Source organism: Nocardia sp. CDC159, assembly GCF_023740735.1.
GTDB lineage: Bacteria > Actinomycetota > Actinomycetes > Mycobacteriales > Mycobacteriaceae > Nocardia > Nocardia pulmonis.
In genome coordinates this window covers 291,042-312,417 of sequence record NZ_JAMRXH010000005.1, presented here as the reverse complement: position 1 = coordinate 312,417, position 21,376 = coordinate 291,042, and the positions used below count along the sequence as shown (strand labels likewise).

18 protein-coding genes are annotated in these 21,376 nt (G+C 63.9%); 16 read left to right on the top strand and 2 right to left on the bottom strand.

Annotation, left to right across the window (positions count from 1 at the left end):
• Window positions 1-244 precede the first annotated feature (244 nt).
• The 3 genes from NDR87_RS13835 to NDR87_RS13825 all read left to right on the top strand — a co-directional run bounded on the left by NDR87_RS13835 (window position 245) and on the right by NDR87_RS13825 (window position 2,988).
• Window positions 245-1,315: an acetylserotonin O-methyltransferase gene (locus tag NDR87_RS13835; protein WP_251912146.1), complete on the top strand. Its 1,071-nt coding sequence runs from the start codon at window positions 245-247 to the stop codon at window positions 1,313-1,315.
• Between the two features lie 225 nt (window positions 1,316-1,540).
• Window positions 1,541-2,329, top strand: coding sequence for an alpha/beta fold hydrolase (locus NDR87_RS13830; RefSeq protein WP_251912148.1), 789 nt, complete (start codon window positions 1,541-1,543; stop codon window positions 2,327-2,329).
• On the top strand, window positions 2,326-2,988 hold the full coding sequence (locus tag NDR87_RS13825) for a DapH/DapD/GlmU-related protein (protein ID WP_251912151.1): 663 nt from the start codon (window positions 2,326-2,328) through the stop codon (window positions 2,986-2,988). Before NDR87_RS13830 ends, NDR87_RS13825 begins: the two co-directional genes overlap by 4 nt.
• Here NDR87_RS13825 and NDR87_RS13820 read toward each other — a convergent pair.
• Together NDR87_RS13820 and NDR87_RS13815 are read right to left on the bottom strand one after the other, a co-directional pair.
• Window positions 2,954-3,739 carry a glycosyltransferase family 25 protein gene (locus tag NDR87_RS13820; RefSeq protein WP_251912153.1) on the bottom strand — a complete coding sequence of 262 codons (786 nt, stop codon included), beginning with the start codon at window positions 3,737-3,739 and terminating at the stop codon, window positions 2,954-2,956. The genes NDR87_RS13825 and NDR87_RS13820 overlap by 35 nt on opposite strands.
• On the bottom strand, window positions 3,736-4,995 hold the full coding sequence (locus tag NDR87_RS13815) for a hypothetical protein (protein ID WP_251941145.1): 1,260 nt from the start codon (window positions 4,993-4,995) through the stop codon (window positions 3,736-3,738). The genes NDR87_RS13820 and NDR87_RS13815 overlap by 4 nt, the downstream gene beginning before the upstream one ends.
• Window positions 4,996-5,160: 165 nt before the next feature.
• Here NDR87_RS13815 and NDR87_RS13810 point away from each other — a divergent pair, with 165 nt between their 5' ends.
• The 13 genes from NDR87_RS13810 to NDR87_RS13755 all read left to right on the top strand — a co-directional run bounded on the left by NDR87_RS13810 (window position 5,161) and on the right by NDR87_RS13755 (window position 21,296).
• Window positions 5,161-5,364, top strand: coding sequence for a hypothetical protein (locus NDR87_RS13810; RefSeq protein ID WP_251912158.1), 204 nt, complete (start codon window positions 5,161-5,163; stop codon window positions 5,362-5,364).
• A 62-nt stretch (window positions 5,365-5,426) separates the two neighbouring features.
• Window positions 5,427-5,861 carry an NUDIX domain-containing protein gene (locus NDR87_RS13805; protein ID WP_251912161.1) on the top strand — a complete coding sequence of 145 codons (435 nt, stop codon included), beginning with the start codon at window positions 5,427-5,429 and terminating at the stop codon, window positions 5,859-5,861.
• Window positions 5,862-5,898: 37 nt separating this feature from the next.
• Complete coding sequence (locus NDR87_RS13800; protein ID WP_251912164.1) at window positions 5,899-7,770, top strand: radical SAM/SPASM domain-containing protein; 1,872 nt, start codon at window positions 5,899-5,901, stop codon at window positions 7,768-7,770.
• Window positions 7,767-8,396: a hypothetical protein gene (locus tag NDR87_RS13795; RefSeq protein ID WP_251912166.1), complete on the top strand. Its 630-nt coding sequence runs from the start codon at window positions 7,767-7,769 to the stop codon at window positions 8,394-8,396. The genes NDR87_RS13800 and NDR87_RS13795 overlap by 4 nt, the downstream gene beginning before the upstream one ends.
• On the top strand, window positions 8,365-9,099 hold the full coding sequence (locus tag NDR87_RS13790; RefSeq protein ID WP_251912169.1) for a 2OG-Fe(II) oxygenase: 735 nt from the start codon (window positions 8,365-8,367) through the stop codon (window positions 9,097-9,099). Before NDR87_RS13795 ends, NDR87_RS13790 begins: the two co-directional genes overlap by 32 nt.
• A gap of 20 nt (window positions 9,100-9,119) precedes the next feature.
• Entirely contained in the window at window positions 9,120-9,746 is a 627-nt protein-coding gene (locus NDR87_RS13785; protein ID WP_251912170.1) for an AAA family ATPase, read from the top strand.
• On the top strand, window positions 9,746-10,624 hold the full coding sequence (locus NDR87_RS37315) for a protein kinase (protein WP_286013480.1): 879 nt from the start codon (window positions 9,746-9,748) through the stop codon (window positions 10,622-10,624). Before NDR87_RS13785 ends, NDR87_RS37315 begins: the two co-directional genes overlap by 1 nt.
• A gap of 73 nt (window positions 10,625-10,697) precedes the next feature.
• Window positions 10,698-10,832 (top strand): hypothetical protein, encoded by a 135-nt coding sequence (locus NDR87_RS37310; RefSeq protein ID WP_286013479.1) that lies wholly within the window; start codon window positions 10,698-10,700, stop codon window positions 10,830-10,832.
• Between the two features lie 75 nt (window positions 10,833-10,907).
• Entirely contained in the window at window positions 10,908-11,858 is a 951-nt protein-coding gene (locus NDR87_RS13775) for an HEXXH motif-containing putative peptide modification protein (protein ID WP_251912171.1), read from the top strand.
• Between the two features lie 441 nt (window positions 11,859-12,299).
• Complete coding sequence (locus NDR87_RS13770) at window positions 12,300-13,901, top strand: PD-(D/E)XK nuclease family protein (protein ID WP_251912172.1); 1,602 nt, start codon at window positions 12,300-12,302, stop codon at window positions 13,899-13,901.
• Window positions 13,902-15,071 carry a hypothetical protein gene (locus NDR87_RS13765; protein WP_251912173.1) on the top strand — a complete coding sequence of 390 codons (1,170 nt, stop codon included), beginning with the start codon at window positions 13,902-13,904 and terminating at the stop codon, window positions 15,069-15,071.
• Window positions 15,064-18,498 carry a hypothetical protein gene (locus NDR87_RS13760; RefSeq protein WP_251912175.1) on the top strand — a complete coding sequence of 1,145 codons (3,435 nt, stop codon included), beginning with the start codon at window positions 15,064-15,066 and terminating at the stop codon, window positions 18,496-18,498. The genes NDR87_RS13765 and NDR87_RS13760 overlap by 8 nt, the downstream gene beginning before the upstream one ends.
• A gap of 23 nt (window positions 18,499-18,521) precedes the next feature.
• The gene (locus NDR87_RS13755; protein ID WP_251912177.1) at window positions 18,522-21,296 is read left to right on the top strand and encodes a pPIWI_RE module domain-containing protein; all 2,775 of its coding nucleotides are present in this window, start codon (window positions 18,522-18,524) and stop codon (window positions 21,294-21,296) included.
• The last annotated feature ends 80 nt before the right edge of the window (window positions 21,297-21,376 follow it).

Genomic DNA, 21,376 nt, shown 5'->3' with positions numbered 1-21,376 from the left:
TGACGTTCACGAGACGGTCAGATGCCGGATTGATTGCGCACGTGAGACATTGGCTCGATCGTTCTTAAACTGTGTCGAAAGGCAGTGTGCCACAGCGCGATATCTGCTAGCGTCGGCGTGTACTCGGATACTTGTCCGACTGGTGAGATCGCTCATGGCCAGGCTGTTGCGAGGGGGTCCACTCGATGCGAGCTTTTGTGCCGCGACGCGCCTGTGGTCGGTTGGTGGACAAGGGAGGCTGCGAGTGAGTGACATCGGCATTATGGGTTCGGTCGCGGACCAGGAAGCTCCAGAAGGTCTCACCCCGATCCCGTTATTCGAGATCGTCCAGGGTGGCTGGGCGGCATCGACGCTCGCCGCGGCGCTCGAGCTCGAGCTCTTCGAGAAGACCGCCACACCGGGAGGACTCACGCGCGAGGAAGTCGCGCAGGAGTTGGGGATCGAGGACCGGCCCGCCGATATCCTGCTGGCCGCCTGCGCTTCCCTGGGGTTGCTGACCAAAGTCGATGAGCGATACCGGAATTCGCCGATATCAGATGAGTTCCTGGTCAAGGGGCGCACATACTATTTCGGCGGATTCATCCGGTACGCGGACCGGCGCAGATATCCCGGTTGGCAGGAACTGCCGACCGCACTGAGAACGAATCGGCCGACTACGTGGGATCCGGACGAACAGGAGAGCGTGTTCGACCGGGGCGACCAGCTTGTACTGTCCATGTTCTGGGAAGCCATGCATTCGATGTCGAGCTTTACCGGACGAGTGATGGCGCGTGCATTGCCGATGCTGTCGGAGCGCAAAGCGCTGCTGGACGTGGGTGGTGGCTCCGGGGCATTGGTCATCGAAGCATGCAAGGCAGTGCCCACGCTCCGTGCGGGGGTATTCGAACTCCCGCATGTCTGCGAGATCGCAGCCCGCAAGATCGCCGCGGCGGGGCTTGAGGATCGAATTACCACCGAGGCAGGCGATTTCATAGCGGACTCCACACTGCCCGGCGGCTACGACACGATCAGTCTGTCCGCGGTGCTGCACGATTGGGACGAGACGACCGGCCGCGCAATACTCGGCAAATGTTTCCGTGCGCTTCCTGCAGGCGGGGTGATCATTGTGCTGGAGGACCTCCTCGATGACGACCGCAGCGGACCGCGGCGAGCCGCGCTGGTGGGAGTGAACATGCTGGTGGAGACCCAGGGAGGCAAGAATTACTCCGGCAGCGAGTACACACGCTGGCTGACCGATACCGGTTTCACCGACGTGCAACGGATCCGCTGTGAATCGGTGACCACGAACAGCATTATTGTGGCCCAAAAGCCGTAACAGGCGAGGTCCGGCTGGGCCGGTTCAGCCGCCATCGTTCACGGGGTGGAATCGGCTCGCTCCGGTCCTGCGGGTGGCGACCGTTGTCGGTGCCGTGAAGGCGCGGCCTCAGTCGCCCGTTGGGCAATCGGCTCTCGCCAGGCACCGCCGATGGTGCGAGTTCGAAAGCCGCAAAGACGATTGCCCCCTAGTTGAGTGACGGTGTTCGAGTGGTCGGAGTAGCAAGTGCAACGAACTGAACTGGTCTCGGTCGATGGTCTGAAGCTGGATGCCGCTGTGCACAGTGCGACCTCGGGATTACACTGCGGTGTGGTACTTCTCGTTCACGGCATCGCCGTGGATATGGATGAGGGCGGGGGCATGTTCGTGCGGTTGGCCGATCGCCTGGCTGGGGCGGGGTTCGATGTAGTCCGATTTTCGTTTCGAGGCCATGGCGGCAGCGACGGTACGCAGCGTGGTGTGACAATCGCGGGTGAGTGCTTGGACCTGCAAGCAGCAATCGGCTTCGTACGGCAGTGGTTCAATGGCCCGATGTCGATCGTCGCCGCGAGTTTCGGGGCGGTTTCGACCATGTTGTCGCTGTCGTGGCTTGAGCCTGCGTTGTATCGCCTCGTGCTATGGAATCCGGTTTTGGATCTTCGGCACACGTTCCTGGAGCCCGAGTTAGCTTGGGGTGTGGAAAATTTCGGCCCTGACCAGCAGAAGGTTCTGCAGGAGAACGGCTTTCTCCGTGTTGACGGGGAGTTCGAACTAGGCCGTGTGTTGTTCATGGAGTTTGCCGGGTATCGGCCCTCGGATGCGTTCGGAACCAGTCGGGTGCCGGCTCTTGTTGTGCACGGTGACAGAGATTCGTCAGTGTCGTACTCGATTGCGGCCGAGGCTGTTCGGACTCGCCCTGAGGCGCGGCTGCACACAGTTGCGGGCTCCGATCATGGGTTCGATGGTCGGGAGCGGGAGGACGAAGCGATCGGGGTCACGGTGGACTGGCTGGTGGATCAATCGACCCGATCATGAAGGTCGAGGAGCTGTACGCGCCGGTCAGGTTCGGAGACGGCACGGTGATCGGCGAGCAGTGTGTGCTCGGATATCCGAAGGAAGCGCGGATTCGCGAGGCTGCCCAGCAAGAACAGTCGACAGTGGCGACCCCGGTGGTCATCGGCGATGGGTGCTTGCTGTTCAACCAGGTCATCGTGCACGAAGGGACGGCGTTGGGCAGCGGTTGTGTCGTGGAGGACCGAGCACGGATCGGATACGACTGTGCCGTCGGAGACCGCTCGCGCCTGGCGCATGGCGCCTACATCTGTGACCGGGTGCGGATTGGGGCGGATGCGTGTGTGGCTGGGTTCGTTTGTGACGCGACGACGATCGGGGACCGATCGACGGTGATGGGGGACCTGGTGCACGAATATACCCGTCCGGATTTGGGGTGGTGGGGTGTCGACGAAGCGCCGCCGGTGGTCGAGCACGATTCAGTGGTTGGGTTCGGGGCTCGGGTGGTCGGCGGCGTGCGGATCGGGCCTTATAGCTATGTGGCCGCGGGAGCCGTGGTGACTCGGGACGTGCCGCCGGAGCATGTGGCGACCGGCACGAATGTGTTGACGCCTCTCAGCGGCTGGCGCGGTAGGCGGTTGGCGCCGCTCATCGACCGTTGGACGGGGAACTCGCATCGTTAACGGCGGGTCGCGGCGGCCGGAGGTCGATGAAGTCGGACTCTTCGGTGTCGCTGCCTGCTTCGTGTTTGGGGCGCTGGGACGCCAACGGCGGCTCGAAGGCCAGGGCGGTGATTTGTGGTGGGAATCGGGTTCGCAGGTCTGGCCGTGGATGCGGCAGATACAGGGCGGGGAGGAATTCGTCGATCGGGACGATGGCTTCGTCCAGCCTGGTGGCGAGCAGAGTTCTGAGTGCTGATCGGGTGAGTAGGTAGGCGTAGGTGCAGTGGCTGTATCCCGGCCGGACGAAACCGGGTATTGGGCCGGGATGGTCGGGTTCGAGCATGTATCGGCCGAGGTAGAGCAGATCGAGTTGCGTGTTCGCGGTGGCGAGTCGGTGCAGGCCGCTGCAGAGGGTGTCCAGGAGGTCTGGGGGCAGGACGGCGTCGTCTTCGAGGATCAGGATGTAGGGGGCGTGGGTGTGGTGGGCTGCGTGGGTCCAGCAGGCGAGATGGGCTAGCGTGCAGCCGATTTCACCGTATTTTAGTGGCCGGTTCCACCACGGGTTGTCGGAGTCGATCTGCCAATCGAACAGTTTGATTCCCGCAGCGTCCAGGTCGGTCAGGGTGAGGTCGTGGCCGTCGAAGGGGGTGTCCCAGTCCGAGGTGTAGGTGACGGGTAGCCCGGGTGGTAGGTGGCTGTGGATCCAGTTGCGGCGGTCCGGTCGGCGGGCGAGGTTGATGACGTAGGTGTCGATGGCGTCCGGTGTGATCATCTGGCCTGTCTGGGGATGTGGCGGCGGGTGAAGCGCTTGGTGTTGTCGATGTCGATGCCGAAGTCGTCGCCGGTTCGGCGGGTCAAAAGAAGGAGGGGTTCGACGACGGTGAGGTCGGCGGTATCGGTGATGCCGCCGACGCGGCGGGATTCGGCGATGAGTACGAAGTCGTCCTCGCCGACGCGGTCGCGGAGGTAGCCGGCGTTGGCGGGGCCGCGGGCGGGATCGAGCAGGGTGCGTGCGGCGCCGAGCACGCCTAGTGTCAGACATCCGCCGAGCAGGAAGACGGTGGTGCCTTGCACGGTGAGCCGGGTGAACACGGCGAGGTCTTCGATCAGTTCACCCCGCGAAGTCCACCGTGGCGCGAGAATCATGTAGTCCAGCGCCGGGACGACGAGCGGATCGTCCTCACCGAGCGGATGAGGTTCGAAGTGAAACGGCAACTGGGGCAGGAATTCCCGGTATTTTGCGTTCCACGGCGGGCCGCCGATGACGATGAGCACGTCGGCGTGGGTGTCGTAATGCTCGGAGGGGGCGAAATCGCGAACCACGGTGTTCGGAGCCAGTTGGGCCAGGCGAGTGCGAACGTAGATCAGGGTGTCCAGGTCGGCGAATTTGGCGTACCGCAAGTAGTTGCGGTCGGACGGATCGGCATAATCCGGGCGCTCGTCCGGCGGGATCTCCGAACAGACGATGTCGATGCGCACACCCTGCTCGAGGCGCCAGAACGAGGCCAGGCCACTGGCTGCTGTTACGTCGGTCGATCTCGCCGGCATATCCAGGGCAGCCGCTGGGGCGTCGGCTGCTGGGGTCAGTAGAAGATAGGCCAGGGTTTGCAGGGCTTGGCCGCCGTGGCGGCGGATGGTTTTGGTGGCGCATCGTTGCTGGCGGGCCAGCGATTCCTGCCGATCGGTCAAGGTCGGGTAGCGGTGGTCGGGGACGAGGTTGAAATCGACACGGGCATAGAGGCGTTCGGTCTCCGATAGTCTGCCGATCGCCGCCGTGATGGCGGCGGTCACCGTGGCGATCTCCTCGGCAGAGCCGGGCTCGTAGGCGTGGCCACGACACAGGTGCTGCCGCACCGCGTCGTCGAGAACTTCGAGCACGACGGTGGGGCGCGCCAGTCCCTGGCCCTGCCGTAGTCGCTTCAGGTTGTCTGTGACCTGTTCGACCGATATCCGTGTGCTGAGCACCATCGGTCCACGATATGTCCACCCCGCCAGTGGTTGACATCGAGATTCGCTCTCGTTGTCCACATTCTGTCCAGCGGCGGGTCCGGGGTGTCCAGGAATACGGGTCGTAATCGGGATGGCCGAGTAGGTATTCGCAGGTCAGACTCGATCCGTGTCGAGTTCGTCCTCCCCCGGGAAGACCGGTCCGGACGAGATGCGACGGCCAGGATTCCCGACGCGGAGGTGGTTGTGCAGCAGGGCCTTTGCTCACTCGGCTGGTCGTACGAGGAACCGGCGGAAGTCTTCACCGTCGACACCGCGCATCAGGCGATGCGCCAGCACCGGTCGTGTCGGGTGGGCGAATGCCCTCGCAAAACCGAGGCGTTTCGTATCTTGGTCGCCGCCGGGCGGATCGTGCCCGACGAGCGCGTGGAGAAGTACGTTCGCCAATGAGCCCGAACAGTGCCCGGCTGAATCGTGATGAGCGTCGCTGCGGCGAAATGAAAGGATCGCGAATGCCCGAGAAGTCCTTGCGGGACAAGGTGTTGTGCTACATCGTCCGGGAGGGGCGGCTGCTGGTGTTCCGGCACACCGACTATTCCTTGGAGGAGGTCGGCATCCAGGTCCCCGCCGGCAGCGTCCGCGCGGGGGAGACGCCCGAGGACGCGGCGCTGCGGGAGGCGCGGGAAGAGACCGGGCTGTCGAAGTTCTCCATCGTGCGCAAGCTGGGCGAAGCCACCTACGACATCACCCCGTACCGGTGGGAGATCCAGCATCGGCACTTTTTCGAGATGACGGTGGACGAGGACACCCTGGAGCGCTGGCTGAGCCAGGAAGACCATGACGGCGAGAAAAAGCCGACCCGGTTCGAATGCTTCTGGATCGGCCTGGAATCCGCGCACATCCTGCAATCCGGACAGGGCGCGCTCCTCGGCCGCCTCTTCGACTGACACATCGACAGCACTGGCCCGAGAAGGGGGTAGCTTCGTGGCCACCGACAGCGACAGCCACTGCGAGAACCTGTATCGCACGCTCACCGAGACCGGTGCTGACACCGCGGTGTCGGTCATTCTCAAACTGCGTGGGGAGACCTGCGACATCGACTGCCTGTATTGCTTCGAGAAGCGCAAGGAGGCACCGGGCGGCGCCCGGATCGGAGTCGAGGACATCGTCCGGCTGCCGGCGCTGTTCGGCGGCCGCCCCGTGGTTCTGGAGCTGCACGGCGGCGAGCCGTTGACCGCGGGCCAACCTTATATCCGTGAGGTACTGACCGAGCTGGCGCGCCAACCCGTGGTGCAGCGGGTGACCTTGCAAACCAACGGGATTCGGCTCGACGAGTCCTGGCTGGACCTGTTCGACGAGGTGTATCCAGCGTTGCGGATCGGAATTTCCCTCGACGGTGACCGGCAAGGCAACAGCTGGCGGGTCGGCTACGACGGGCAACCGACCTACGCGCGCGTCGAGGCGGCCCTGGACCGCTGCGGTGCCCGCGGGCGCGCGGTCGGTGTCATCACCGTCGTCACACCCCGGGTGCTCGGCCGCGCCGCGGCCGTCCTGGATCACCTGGTCAGCTTCTCCGCCGTCGACGCGATCAGCGTCGTCCCCTGCTTCGACACCACGATCACCACCGCGACCGCCAGCTCGACCCACCGGGCCACGGCCAGCCGGATCGCGCAGCGCGCCAGCATCACCGCGGCCGGGCCGGCCTGGGCGATCAGTCCGGACGAGTATGTCGAGTTCGTGCTCGCCGCCGCGATCCGGTGGGTACATAGTGGTGCGTACCGGCGGGTGAAGTTGGAACCGGTCGTGTCGGCCATCCGGCGGCTGCAGGGGTTGGATACGGGGTTCTGCCATTTCTCCAACCTCAAATGCGACCACGTCTTCACCCTCTACCCCGGCGGCCGGTTCGGGAGCTGCGACGAACTCCCTTGGCCCGCAGCCCAACTGGCCGACATGAAAGACCTGACCGAGCCGGGCGAGATCACGCTCGCGCAGCGCCGGTTACCGATCCTGACCCAAGGCCGCGAGCTGGTCGGCAAATGCCGATCCTGCCGGTACCACGACAGCTGCGGCGGGGGATGTGTAGCCAGCCGATTACGCGCGGTCGCCGCGACCGGCAGCGACGACGCCTACTGCCGCCACCGGATGCGCCTGATCGACGGCGTCGCGGCCTTGATCACCACGCCCACCGTGCCGTCGGCAGTGTTCTGCCGCCACGCCCACGCCCGGCCTCGGCGGATCAACGAGATGGCCGACGTCGCCGGATTCCTGGCCTCATGGTGTAACCCGAGTTCGCCGCGCTCACCGGTGCGCCTGGAGCTCAGCGAGCACGGCAACATCAACACCCTCGGGGAACCGGGAATCCACGAAGCCGATGACCTGGATCCGCTGCACCCGAGCTGGCGCGACGCGATCGAACCCGGAGTATGGCCGCTCGTTGACACCCTCACCAGCACCTTGGGTCTGGTCACCTACGACAGCTGCCAAGGCCACCCCTACCCCGGTCTCTCCCTCGAGCCCGTCGAGCGGCGGGTCGGTATTCTGCCCCGCACCCGCGACGAGTACGCCACGATCGCCGCCGCACTGTGTCGCGTGATCACTGCGATCGAAGCCCTTGTGCCCCAGGCGATCCGGATCGCCATCGGTCGCGCCGAGTTGACCTGTACCACATCCGGGGGTCGAACCCCGGTGTTGGATCTGCGGCTCGAACGCGCCGACGGCCACGACTGGCCCGCCTACTTCGCCAGCATCGACGCCGCCACCACTGCCCTGGCTGGCAGTCTGGCGGCGACCACGCCGGGCGCGAGCAGCGAATGCGGTTGCGTTCCACCAGGACACAGCGACGCGGGTGCGGCATGAACACCGACGAGAAGATCACCATCCATCAACTCCTCGGACGCATCGTGTACTTCCACGTCCTGATGATCGAACCCGCACTCCCCGGCACCACGCGACACCAACAGCGGCTTGACTGCGACTGCTGTCGCCACCGCCTCGGCGTGACCGGCCCGGAGGACCCGATCACCATGCCTTGGACGGTGTTGCTTGACATCGCCACCTCTCTCCGGGTGCCCGTGTGGTGCGCTCGTGAGGGGCCGTGCTGCTCGGTCTGCCGTGTCCGGCGCAGCACCGCGGCGATCGCCTGCAGCTGGATCGACACCGAGACCCTCACCTATGCCGACACCGAACCCGCGGCCGCGCAACGCGGGAGCTGGTGCGGTCTCATCGCATCTCAGATCGCTGATGTCTTCGCCCACTACACCGACACCCGATGCGCCGCGCCGCACGCTCCGATCGCCACGATGCCGCCGCCGGGCGACCGGTTCCCGTTGGCTGCGGAGCAGGCCGCGTTGTGGGCTGCGCCGATCGGGCGCGCACCGGTGATCAGCTGGCTCAACCATTGCGCCGATCTCGGCGACATCGCCCACGAACTGCACACCAGGAGGGGACACCATGAGAACACCGTCACCGATCGGGCTGGGTGAAACTCTTGCTCTCGGCAGCATCGAAGGCTTCCTCGACCACACCGAAACCCACGAGCTGACCACCGTGATGGAGCAGCACCTCACCGGCATCGACCGCGCCGAGACCGAACACCGCCGGGCGACCTCCATTCATGAAATCCCCGGCCGGACCCCGCGGGAAACGATGAGCATCTACGAGCCCGCCGGTCGGCTCGAGATCGCCGACATCCCCACTGCGGCAGAGAAGATCCTGCAGATCGCGTTCGACCGCGCCCGGCCGACGATCGCACGCCTGCTGCCGTCGGTGACCTCCTGCCGCCCGTGGACCTATGTCGAATACGGTCCCGGGCAACACATCACACCCCACCTCGACGGCATCGCCCCCGACCCACGCCGGTGGCCCCGCCAGATCGCCGGTATCGGCGTCAGCATCACCAACGACTACGCCGGTGGCGAGTTCTTCGTCGAAACCACTTCCGACGACCGTCTGTGGAACTGCGCACTGCCCAGCGACATTCCCGGCTACGCGCCCACCATGGCCTTTGCCCACGACGGCGCGGACAACTCCTCACCCTGGTTCACCAGCATGGCCCGCACCCGATGGACGACCAGTACAACCACCTGCGGCACGGCACTGTTGTACGGGTCGCAGCTCACCCACGGCACCCGCCCGGTCACCCGCGGCCGAGCGCGCAAATTCATCAGCTGGCTGTTCACCGACTGAGCCCCTGAGACGAGCACGCCATGCTGATCGCCCTCGAAGGCCCCGCCGGTACCGGCAAAAGCACGCTGCGCGACCACCTTCTCACCAACCTCAGTCACAACACGATCGTGCACTTCGGCCAGTTCTCCTGGCTGTCGCTCCCGGCCACCCGCATCCTGGTCGCCCTGCGCGCCGGACACCCGCGCATCGACGAAAAAACCGCCGTCGCAGCCGCTCTCGACGACCTCGCCCTGCATCACCGCCACAACCTCGCCCCCGCCGCACGGATCGGGCACGTCCTGGCCGATCGGCATGTGATGTCCACCGCCTGCCTGCTCGCGCTCACCTACCAGCGGCCCGTCGAGACCTACCTGACCGCCCTGGCCGCGGACCCGGCCGTGCAACCCCGCCTCACGATCCTGCTGACCACCCCCGCCGACGCCTGCCGCAACCGCCTGGCCTGTCGGCCCACTGCACACCGGCTCATCGACGACCCCGCCCTCGCCGCCGAACTCCACCAGCTCTACCAGCAGGCCGGAAACCACTGGGCACACCTCACCGGCCGCCCGCTCTGGCGGCGATCGCTACTCACCCCCGCCGACACCCGCCACACCGTCACCGACATCGTGGCCTACCTGCGCTCCACCCTGCCCGGAGGATCCCGCTGATGCGACTGCACCCCCTCCACCCGGCACAGTGGGTCCTCGACCAACTCCACCAGCACGGCTGGCACACCTATGACCTGCTGGCGTTCACCCGGTCCAGCACCCTGGTCCTCGCCTACCGCGGCGACCAGGAACCGGTCGTCGTCAAAGCAGGATTCGGCAGCAACCACGTCCTGGCCGCCCTGCCCGCCGCCGACCGGCCCGCCGCCTACGGCTTCTACTGGTACCAGCAAATGAGCCCCGAAGAACGCGCCCTCACCCGCGCCGACTTCCAGCACGAACTCGACCTCACCCGCGCCGCCACCGGCACACCCCACCTCGTACCGCTGCTCGACTACGGCCACTGCGACGACTTCGACTGGTACACCATGCCCTATTACCCCGACGGCAATTTTCGTGCTGTCTTGGTCGCCAAACAGCCAGTCGCCCAATACCTTTCGATCCTCGCCGATGTCGCTTCCGGGCTGGCCGAACTGCATGCGCGCGGCATCGTGCACCGAGACGTCTACCAGGAGAACATCCTGCTACACCGCGGGCGTGGACTCCTCACCGATCTCGGCGCCGCCCGCCGACTCGGTACCCCACGCGGACCCCGCCACCGCGGACCCGAAACCCACTGGCCCCCCGAATACCTCACCAACTACGCCGACGCCGGGCCCGCCGCCGACGTTTACAGCCTCGCCGTCCTCACCTACCGCACCCTCGTCGGCGACATCCCGCGCCCCACCCTCCCCATGCCCACCGACACACCTACACAGCTACGAGACCTGCTTAATGCCGCACTCGCCCACATTCCCGCGGACCGGCCACCTATGACGTGCCTACGCGACATCCTGCGGCACGCCGCCGCCCAGGCCAGTGCCGAAGCGAAAGCCTCGTGAATCACCGAAAGGAGACAACCCCCAGCACAACTACCCGGCAAACGTATTCGCCTTCTAGAGAACGGATTTCGCAATGATCAACACGACCGACGAGATGACCGACTTCCTCGACGCCGTCGAACGACTTCGTGAGGACGACACGACGATCCGCACCACCGCTCACACCTCCAGCATCATCTCCGACGGCTGGGCCGCTACCGAACGGTAGCCGCCGCAGCACCAGGAGAAGCGGCTGCGGCGTCACCGAAATGACGCCGCAGCCACCCGCACGAAAGGACTTCGCGTGAACGACCTGGCCGCGGCCTTCCACTTCCCTCAAATTACCGAACTTCACCGCACCCGAATTCATACCACCTGCACTCTTCTCAAGGCCTCCGCGCCCTCGCCATTGGACCTCGTCCACCCCGCATTGACCTACGCGCTCACCCACCACTGCCTCGAAGGTGCCGAACATGCAGCACGACAGAGCGACAGTCAGCGATTCTGCTGGTATCGCACCGCGCTGAGTCAACCACCAGGATCGTGGTTCGAACCCACACCGCACGGGCTTATAGTCATCCAAGCCCCGCCCAGCAACCAGATGCTGCGATCAACATTGTCCGAAACCCCGTACTACTTGCTCGGCCCCGACACACAGCCAGCACCACCAGAACTGACCGACCTCGTGACCGCCGCACTCGACATGGCCCACCAGTGCGGATTCGGAGGCCTCGTCGGGGGACATGCGCCGATCGTATGCCTCCTGAAAGGAAAGGAACCCACCGACACATTCGACAGTTGGACCCTCAGCCGGTTACCGGGCACCGTATTCCTCGACTACACCACCGATCCTTACCTGCTCGCCCGCGACATCATCCACGAAGCAGGTCACAACTGGCTCAACGACGCACTCAACGCCACCGGCGCCGTCATCCGTGACACGGCCAGATACTTCTCACCGTGGAAGCAAGCCACCCGACCCGCTTTCGGCTTCCTCCACGCATGCTGGGCATTCCCACTGACTATGCTGTTCGGCGCAGCCGTGTGCAACAAATCGGAAACGCCGCCAGCTACGCGACACCGCTTGACCACGTATCTTCGTCAGCAACGATCGAAACTGCGTGCCACCACAATCGATCACCAGCATGCGTTAACGCTGATCGAAGATCGCGAACTCCGCGATCGTCTGCGCGAAATCCACAGGGCCGCATCGCATTTCGATGACCCCGGCAGGGACAATCGACAACCCGCGTGAAGTGTGCCGACCCGGCGATGCGGCTGTGTGAAGGGCATCCAGCCAGGGCGACGCACTTGGAGCGGTCAGCAGGACAAACTCCCCGCTGGGCAGCGGACTCACCGGCGCGCCATGCAGCTGATCTGCGACACGATTTCGGCGGCCCGGGTTCACTCTACGCGCGTCGCTGCAATTGCGGCCGAACCCGCCGACGGCATTGCAAGCAGTGGCCTCGGAAGTGGACACGGTCAGGATGAAAATCATCGTTTCGGCGTCAATCCGTGTGGCCGAGCGCGAGACTGGCAAGTGCAGGGGACGAAGCACAACAGCTGAACCGCCGTCTGGGCAGATCCGAGCCGGCTGTGCCCGCGGGGCGCGCAGCTCGGCGCGGGCGGATTCAGCAACACATCGTGTGAGGGGAAGAACGTGGCGACTGCAGCGTCGTGGCGTCGACCAGCGGGCATGACCGGAGAACCCGATCTGATCAGGATCGGCACGCTGACCGGTGAGGACGACGAGTTCGGTTGTCCGTCGCAGAAATCGGTGAAAGTACGACCGAAAATCCGCCCACTGGTTCGACCGACCCGCAGTAACGAGAGCCTGGAAACCTTCGGCATGGGACCGTTTATGACAGCGGTCAATCAGATCGAGTTTTCAGGCGCGGCACCTGAGAAAGCCAAGGAGGCTCTGTACTCGGCGACGCCCCCATTGCACCCAGGGCTGATGCAGTTCACGCTGCATGCAATCGATAACTATGCCTGGCCAACTGCCGATGACGGCGAAACCTGTCTGCGTCCGGTGGCGAAACTCTGGGCAGTGCAAAATGTCACGACGCAGACATGGGAAATGTATGCCTGGGGGCGCCGATACGAGTCCGCAGACAAAACGTACCGCGAGTTCCGGTTCTTGCGTTTCAGCGCGGCTGGCGAGCGTGAACGCGATCGCACTCAAATCGCGATCGCTGCCTACACCAGCGCCTTCGGGGTCGAGGCGCCGTGGCCCGCCCCCTGGTACGAGCCGATGAAACTCGCCCACGGATCACCTGAAGTCGAACGCGTCCGAATTATCGAGTACGGGCTCGCCGACGGCACCATGGCAACCCTTTTCGACGGCACCACCGCGGAAGCGGGAGAGTACTTCCGTGCACATGGACGCCACCAGATAGTCGACATCGCCTCCGGTACAGATAGGCGTCCTGGAAGTGTGTGCACGGGATGCAAACAGCTCTCAGGATGCGACACCCTGCCCCGGATCCCCGGGCTGCTCGGTGTGACAGCGCAACGAGCGCCGCTGCGCAAGGTCTCTATCAGCGACTTGCGGTATTACGAACAGTGTCCCGCTCAGGCCCATCTGCGTAGCCTCAGCCTTCCCACGGCATATGAATACAGCGAGGAAGCCGAGCTCGGCCAGGCAGTGCATCACTGGCTCGAACGCGGGCACGGCGGCCGCACATGCACTGTGATGACACCACCCGCCGATTCCGCGGAATGGTCGAGTGGGAAGTGGACTGTCCGCGGGGAGCAGGCCGGGGTCGGTCGGCAGATGATCGCCCACCACCGCTCGGTGTGCGCGTTGGAATGTGTGCCGACGATCGGCGAGATCCAGCTCGAGCCGCGCCTGACGTTCCATGACACCGCCGCGCGGGCGATCGTGATCGCCAAGCCCGACATGCTGTATCTCGACGAGGGAGCCTGGATTTGGCGTGAGATCAAGACAACTCAGAAATCGCGTTGGTTTCACGACGACATCCTCGAAGAGTTCCCTCAACTGGCCCTCGGATTGCTCATTTTGGCCGAGGGAGCGTTGGGAGGCGCGATGACCGGCTCGCGGGTCGAGCTGGAAGTGCTGCGCCCCAGCGGCTCTGAGATCGTGTTGGTCGATCCGAGCGATCCCGAACGAGTCGCGACTGCTCGTGCCGTCGTGCGAAGGATGTCCGAATCCTGGCGCGTGGATGACGTGTTCGAGGCGCGGCCGGGCCGAACGTGTCAGTGGTGTCCGGTATCAAGATGGTGCCCGAGTTTCCCAGGCGATCGGCTCGACCGAACAGACCAAAAGGAACGATGAATGGCTGATCAAACTGCGTCTCCCTCAACACCTTCCGAGACTGGCTTCAACCTGCTTCAGCTCGTCGCCACTGCCTTGGTGCGGCTGTCTCGACGGTCGGTTCCGGCGAGCCCGGTCTACGACGACGCGGTACAGAGCGCATACAACCAGCTCGTACTGCACTGTCTGCGTCGAGGAGATGCGGCGCCGATGAGCATCGCGGAGATGGTGCGGTGGGCCGCGGAGCGGCCACTGGAGGGCTGGCCGATCGACTTGCCGGACGACTTGGCGACACCGGAGGCTTACTTGGTCGACGGCAAGACACGAACTCCGACGCAACAGTGCCTGGAATGGGCAATTGCAGCCCGCGATGCTGCCGCCGAACAGTTCGAGAACGAGCTGATGATCGGCGTCATTGGCGAGTGCCGCACAGCCCAAGCCCCGCAGTCCTACACCGCGTTCCGCCGTCTGCTGATCACCCGGCCTGTATTGACAGGAACTGATCTGGCATTGCTGGCAGAGGATCTGGACCTGCACCTGTTGCTCGAGACGATCAAAAGGGCGTACGAGCCCGTGCCGGCGGCGTACCTTCGTGAGGGTCGCTACGCCGAGTGCGTCCGCTGTAAATGCTTGCTCGCCCCGGTCGGCTCCGACGAGTACCGATGCGAGCTCGATCGCTGTCGCCGAGAACATCATCCCAAGATCGGCCGACTGATCGACCCCTCGGTCTGCAATGGCGTCTACCAGCTCGCGCGACCGCTGCGCATGTTCATCACCGGGCCCGGGTTGGCCGAAACAGACCTCGAAGCCGCACTGATCGCCCGCGGTCTGCCGCCAGAGATGTGGCCGAATTTCGACGCCTATGATCTGCGAATCACGCTGCCCAACAACCAGATCTGGGCGGTCGATGTCAAAGATCGCGCGAACCCGGCACTACTCGGTCGGGAAACGCGCTGTCTACCGAAGAAACCGCCTTACCATCGCGCATTCCTGGTAGCGCCCAAGTACCGGTTCGAAGAACGGGAATCCTACGGCAGGATCTTTGCCCACCATGTGCCCGACGAAATCGGCGACAAGATCGAACTGCTGTCCGACAGCGACTTTCTGCGGCTGGTCGGCCGGGAAGTGAAGCGGATCCACCGCAATCAACGCCAGGCCATCGCGGGGGAGAGAGGATCGGCCGATGCGTGACCGAAGCGGGTGGCATGCGCCACTGCTCGAACAGTTGCGGGCGGTGTGGCCCGAAGGTTCGCAGTCGTTCGAGCCCGGCGACATGCTCGACGTTGAACTCGGGCTGTACCTGCTCGAAACCGTCACCCCGACACGGGCGGCAGCGGATGTGTGGACACTGCTGGGCGGATACCCCTACAGCGAGGCGTTCGGGGACGTTCGAACCGACGCGCAGCGCCTGCGTATTCGGCGGGCACGCCACTACTTGTGGGATCTGCGGCGACGACGCGAATGGCGGCTGGCTTTGGAAAGCTACCGCCAGGTCGATGCGAGGTTGCGCGGGTACGACATCGACGACATCGACGAGGGCCCACCGAAGCGCCGACACCCCTCACGTGCGGGCAAGCGGTTCGCGCGGTACGAGGACCTGCTCACCCTGCCGCCGGCATGGGAGCGCACATTGCTGCCTATTGCCAGCGCGGGTGAGTACCGGTTCCAGGCTCGCGAGCATCGGCATTCGGTTCGTCTTCCCGGCTCCCTGATCCCCGGCACGGCGGCGCCCTCACACGACCTGGACAGCCTCCCGCCTGGTGGAGCTGCACCGATCGAGGTGGCATGGGTGAAACTCGAAGCCGCCGCGCAGGAGATGGATGCTGTCGAGTCCGCTGCGGCCGACGGTGGGAAAACCAACGGGTGGGCAGACCGACTGGCCCGGGTGAAACTGCTTGTTCGCGACGAGACCAAGGCGGCATTCTGCGACAGCGATACGTTGCGAATCGAGGGACTGCTCAACCTGGTGGGGATGGTCGGCGCGGGAAAATCCACGCTGCGCGACATCGTGACCTATTGGGCAGTGACGCAAGACAACCGGCGTATCACGATTGTGGTCGGCGATGTCGCCGAGGTGCTCTCGATCGTCGACCAGTTCACCAGACTCGGCGTGGCGGCGGCCCCGATACTCGGCCATTCCACTCGCGAACGCAACATCACCCGGCTGCATCGCCGCATCGACGCCGCCACCATGCTGGGCCACGACCATCCCGGATTCGCGTACCTCAGCAGCGCCTGCCCCCTGGATGCGCTGCGCGGCATCGAGGCCACCGCCCCCCTGGCGATCGGCCAAGCCCCTTGCGGCGCACTGTATCCCGCGGAGAATCCAACACCGAGCACAGCATCGAACCTGTTCTCCGAGGGCACACAGGACAATCCCCCCGAGCGGCGCCGCGCGCGACCCAAGAGGCACGGCTGCCCGCTGTGGGCGGTATGCCCCCGCCACCACGGCGCTCGCCAACTGGTAGACGCGCGAGTGTGGGTAACCACCTCGGCTGGCTTGGTGCACAGCTCAGTCCCCGAGCATCAGCATCAGGAAAAACTGCGATACCTCGAGCTGGCCTGCCGCGTGAGCGACCTCATCATCGTCGACGAGGCCGACCGGGTACAGATGCAACTGGACACCGCCTTCGCTCCGGCGACCACGCTGCTGGGCCAAGCACCCAACTCCTGGCTGGACGAGGTCGCCGGCCACAAACTCGACGAACTGGCCCGCGAAGGACGACTTCAGCTGTCCGACCGCGAGGTCGACGACTGGGCCAACGCCATCAGCACCGTCAGCGCCGCCGCGGACCGCCTCTACGCTCACCTGATACGAACCCCGCCGCTGCGAGCCTGGATCACCGAAGACTATTTCAGTGCCCTCACCCTGCACCAAGGACTCATCAACGCCTGGTTCCCCGACCTGAAAGATCCGTCGCCGGCACCGACACCACCCGGAACCACCCCCGCAGAACGCATCGCGGCCCGCGACCGGGTAAACCGCATCCTGGACCGATTCCGCGACGATCCGCTCGAGGAATGCCAATCCGAGGACCAGGATCTCACCAACGCAGTGAACCGCCTGGTCCACCTGACGTTGGAGATCCTGCACGCACCACGAGGCTCGACTGCCCGGCGGCGTCTGCGTGAGGCGGTGCTGGATCTGGTCGGGCGCGATCCCCGCGTGGAGAACGATATCGACCTGCACGCCAGTCGGTTTGAGTTCACTCTGCTCTTGGCGGCCCTGCATCATCGGCTCAATTTCGTGACGACACTGTGGCCGCGGGTCGAGGCTGCGCTTAACCTCGAGTCGACATCAAATGTGCTCTCGCGCCGACCACCGCGGGACTATGAACCGATACTGCCCGAATCCCCGATGGGCAACGTGCTCGGCTTTCAGTTTCGACTCGGCGAACGCAACCGCGACGGTGACCAAAGCGGTGAACTACGATTCTTCCGCTGCAATGGCGTCGGGCGCGAACTGCTGCTGAACATGGCCGAGCTGACAGCGATCGACAACCGACCGCGCCCGAATGTGCTGCTCATGTCGGCCACCAGCTGGGCCGGCACCTCGACGCGCTACCACGTCCACGCACCTGTCGAGGCGATCCTGCGCCCCCACGACGACGAGGCAGCCGCGATACTGAGGACCGAGTTCCGCAAGGAATTCCTCTACGTTCCCGGCAGCACTGTCGCCCTGCGGCTGTCGGGCGCTCCGCAGGAAACCCGTCCGCTGGCTCTGCAGCAGATGCTCGAACAACTGGCGGTGCCCGACCGCAGCTTGGCCGAGTCGACCAGCATGCTCGACCAAGAATTGACCGATATCGACGATCCCGACCGCCGTCGAATCCTGCTACTGGTCGGCAGTTACGTAGAAGCCAAGAACGCCGCGGAGTACCTCAATTCCATCCCGGAATGGACCGGCAGGATCACCCTGTTGGTCTCCGATGATGCCGACCTCGACAACGCCTGGACCTCACTGCCGCCCTCGGCTGCCCTTCGGCGCGGGGACATCGCCTCGTTCGCGCACACCAGTGGGGAGATCTTAGTAGCACCATTGCTCGCGGTCGAACGCGGACACAACATCGTTGTACCAGGCGGCAAGGCCGCGATCGGCAGCGTCTACTTCCTCGCCCGACCTCACCCTCGCCCGGACGACATCACGCTCGCCATTCAGGCAATCAACGACTGGTCTGTCCGGCAGGTTCGCGGCCACGACCGCGCCTTCGTGCAGGCAGCCCTCGCCGCAGGAACCCTCGACCAAGCTGGGTTGGCGTTTCGGCGCCGGGCACGAAAGCTGTGGAACCACTACCTCACCCGGCAATTGTCCTGGACCAGCCTGACTCCCGAGGAGAAGATCGCTTTCACCTGGGACCAGCTCGTGGTGATCTGGCAGGTCATCGGCCGACTCGTCCGCGGCGGCGTCCAGGCCCGAGTGGTGTTCGTCGATGCAGCGTTCTCACCCCGAGAGGCCGGGCTCGAGGCCGCCGACACGCCAGCTACCAGCCTCCTGGCCAGCATGCGAATGATTCTCGAACCATATTTCACCGCCGAGTCATCCGCACCAGACCTCGACAAATCCCTGGTCAAAGCCCTGTATGAACCGTTGTATCGGGCATTGGCCGGCATGGACTGACAAACCGGAACCGGAGGAACATCGTGCAATACAACAACATTCAACCCGCAGCGTTCGTCCCGACCGGTGACGGCGAACCGTACCGCATCTGGTGCCACACCCTGACCTTTCCGAAACAATGGCATGCGCCGATCCTCGAATTCTACAGACACGGCATGCCGGAACACCGCCAAGCCAAAATAAAACAAGTCCCCATACAACGACTCAACTCCGCACTCCGCACCGTCGCGCCAGACCTGATCACCGTGGGAATCAACGCCTCGTTCGACAACTCGGAACCTTGGCTCTACGCGAACGCCCAATACCCAGTACCAATACTGACCAGATTCATCTACGCGTGGCTTCGTGATTTGCAACCGGACCCGAAGATGAACCCAATGTTCCGGGAGACCGTCGAACGACTCGATCTCAAGTCCCTGCAATGGGGGAGTGAGCAGGTAAACCTCCTCGAACATGCGGTATCACCCGGTGGGACGAGCCTTCCCGCCGATCGACTTTATCGTCTACTTCCCGAGTTCCTGGCCGAACGAATCGCAGCACTTCCCGCATACAGACACTGTGGGAAAGAATTGTCATTCAAGCGGGTAGCGGTAGATTCTCGCGCTAATGGGGCAGAGCTGATGTCATGGCCGCCCATCGAGTACGAAACAAAGAAGATCGGAACCTGGCATTACTCGGCAGTCATTCGAGTGTCGCTCAAGACGGTTCCTTTCTCCGAAACGCCGAGGATTCATCTGAGTGCAGGCGTTCGACGCTGGGTCAAGGGCAAAATATACTTGCCGCGGAAGTCCGGTGTATCTACGTATTTGCTCGCGAAAAGCCCTCTTGTTCGGGAGGGGCTGGTGCCGCAACGATTCGCGGTAGCAACTCTCGAATACGATCGGACCGGTCGTGAAGAGGTATGGCGACAAGGCGGTCCCGAGGGGTTGTTGTCGACGATCTCGGCCATCGACAACCTGCCCTCACCAGGGGTATTCAGGAAAGAGCCGGAAGCCTGGCTGAACGGACGCGACGGACTGACCGCCGCCGCTGCCTACCACACACGAATGGGACGGCACCCCATCGGCGCCGGTCTTATGCCCAGCGAACGGCGTCGGCTCACCGAATGGGCAGCACAGGCCCTTCACCCGCTGTTCAAACCCGCCCCCGAACTCGAACGCAGCAGTATCAAGCGACAAAACCCCAAGCGAGCTCTCAGAGACAAAGTGTCAACACCCAAGAAGGCGACCGAGCAGCAAGCACGCGACATTGCAGAGATCAACGAGGGCATCGCGAAGAGCAACGCCCTCGCGAGACGAGCTCTCACGGCCGAAGCTCTGCCTGAGTCCAGTCTCGTCGTCTACCTGCTGTACCAGAAGGAGGCTATGCGAGATCATCTCCTCGCCGCCGCCGAGAAAAGCCTCGGTCTGGAGGGATATTGCACCAACGATGGAGAGGATTTGCGGGCGTGGAGGGCACCCGACCTGTCAGTTCGTATCCACATGCGGCGCATTGCCGACCTCGGCGGACCGCTCGGTGACATGAAACCGCCGCGACGGTCAGATGAACTGAACGACGCCATCGGTGACCGTCGCACTGCTGTAGCACTGTTTTTGAACACCCTTTCGGACGAGGTGGCCGAGTCGGCTCACCTGGTCATCGCCGAACTCGACGGAGAAAAAACCTTCGAGCCCCGAACTTCAGATCCGAAGTTCGCGATTCGCCTTGGGTGCGCAGACGTCAAAATCGTGAGTCAATTCATTCGACCGCACGATCCCAATACCCCCGACGAAAAGGACGATTCCCAATTTCGGGCTGCGGCAGCATGGGGTGACGGATTGCGGCAAGTCGGCGTGCGTTTCATACCAGCGCACACCCTCCCAGCCGACGCCATTCCCGAAAAACTCAATCAAGTCGCATTCTGGATGGTCAAGCGGCAGTCCACGGAACGGCTTCGCAGCAGTCAGTTCACCCCCGTCGCAATCCTGATCCGCCCGAGCCAGAATTGCATTCTGGGGCGAACCGCCGACATGGACCAGTGGGTCCCATATCCGGAACTTCTCACCAGCCTCACCGGGATCGTACCAGCGGCTGAAGAAAAAACCGTCGAGGCTCAGACTGCGCTTACTGCCAGCTTCGTCCAGAAAACACTCTACGCTCTGCGAGGACAGCCGACCCTCGTAGTTACCCATGCGCAGAACAGCCGAAGTCGCTGGCCCTGGTTATTGAACTCCGGCCTCGTGCAAGATCGCATCCAACTCGGTAACGGCGCTATTCAGCGCCTAGCGCTGCAAGGAAAACAACTCCGCATCGCCCGAATTTCCACCGGCGACCGGGACGAAACCCCACAGTGGTGGGCCACATCGCCATCGTCCGACGGAGGAGGCATCTCGAAGGGATTGTGGGTGTCCGCCGACGCCGCCGGAAGCGTAGAAAATCGGGTCTTCTACAGTACGACAGACAAAGCGAGTACACGCTCGGTAGCTGTCGAGGCATCAAAACTGACGCCTCGCACAAACTCCACAGGCGGGCTCGAGATCAAACCCACGGTGAATGCGTGGAACCCAGACCTTCTCGAGATCACCATGGCTGGCCTTCAACCAGGCGATGACGCCGAACAGTGGGCAATGTACCTACATCAGCAGCGATTCTCGGACGACTATCGAGACGGCCTCAAGCTACCGCTCATCATGCACCTCGCCGAACTCACATCCCACTACGCCCTGCCCCACAGCGACGAGACCGACCCTGAATCGGAGCTTCCTCCGGACGAGGACGAGGCGGCGGCAGGTACATACGACGACGGCCAGGCCGCATGACACGAAGAAGCGAAGTGTGCAGACGCGAAATTTCCACCCTCATCCCCAACGAGCAATTGTGCTGCTACAGGTTCATAGGT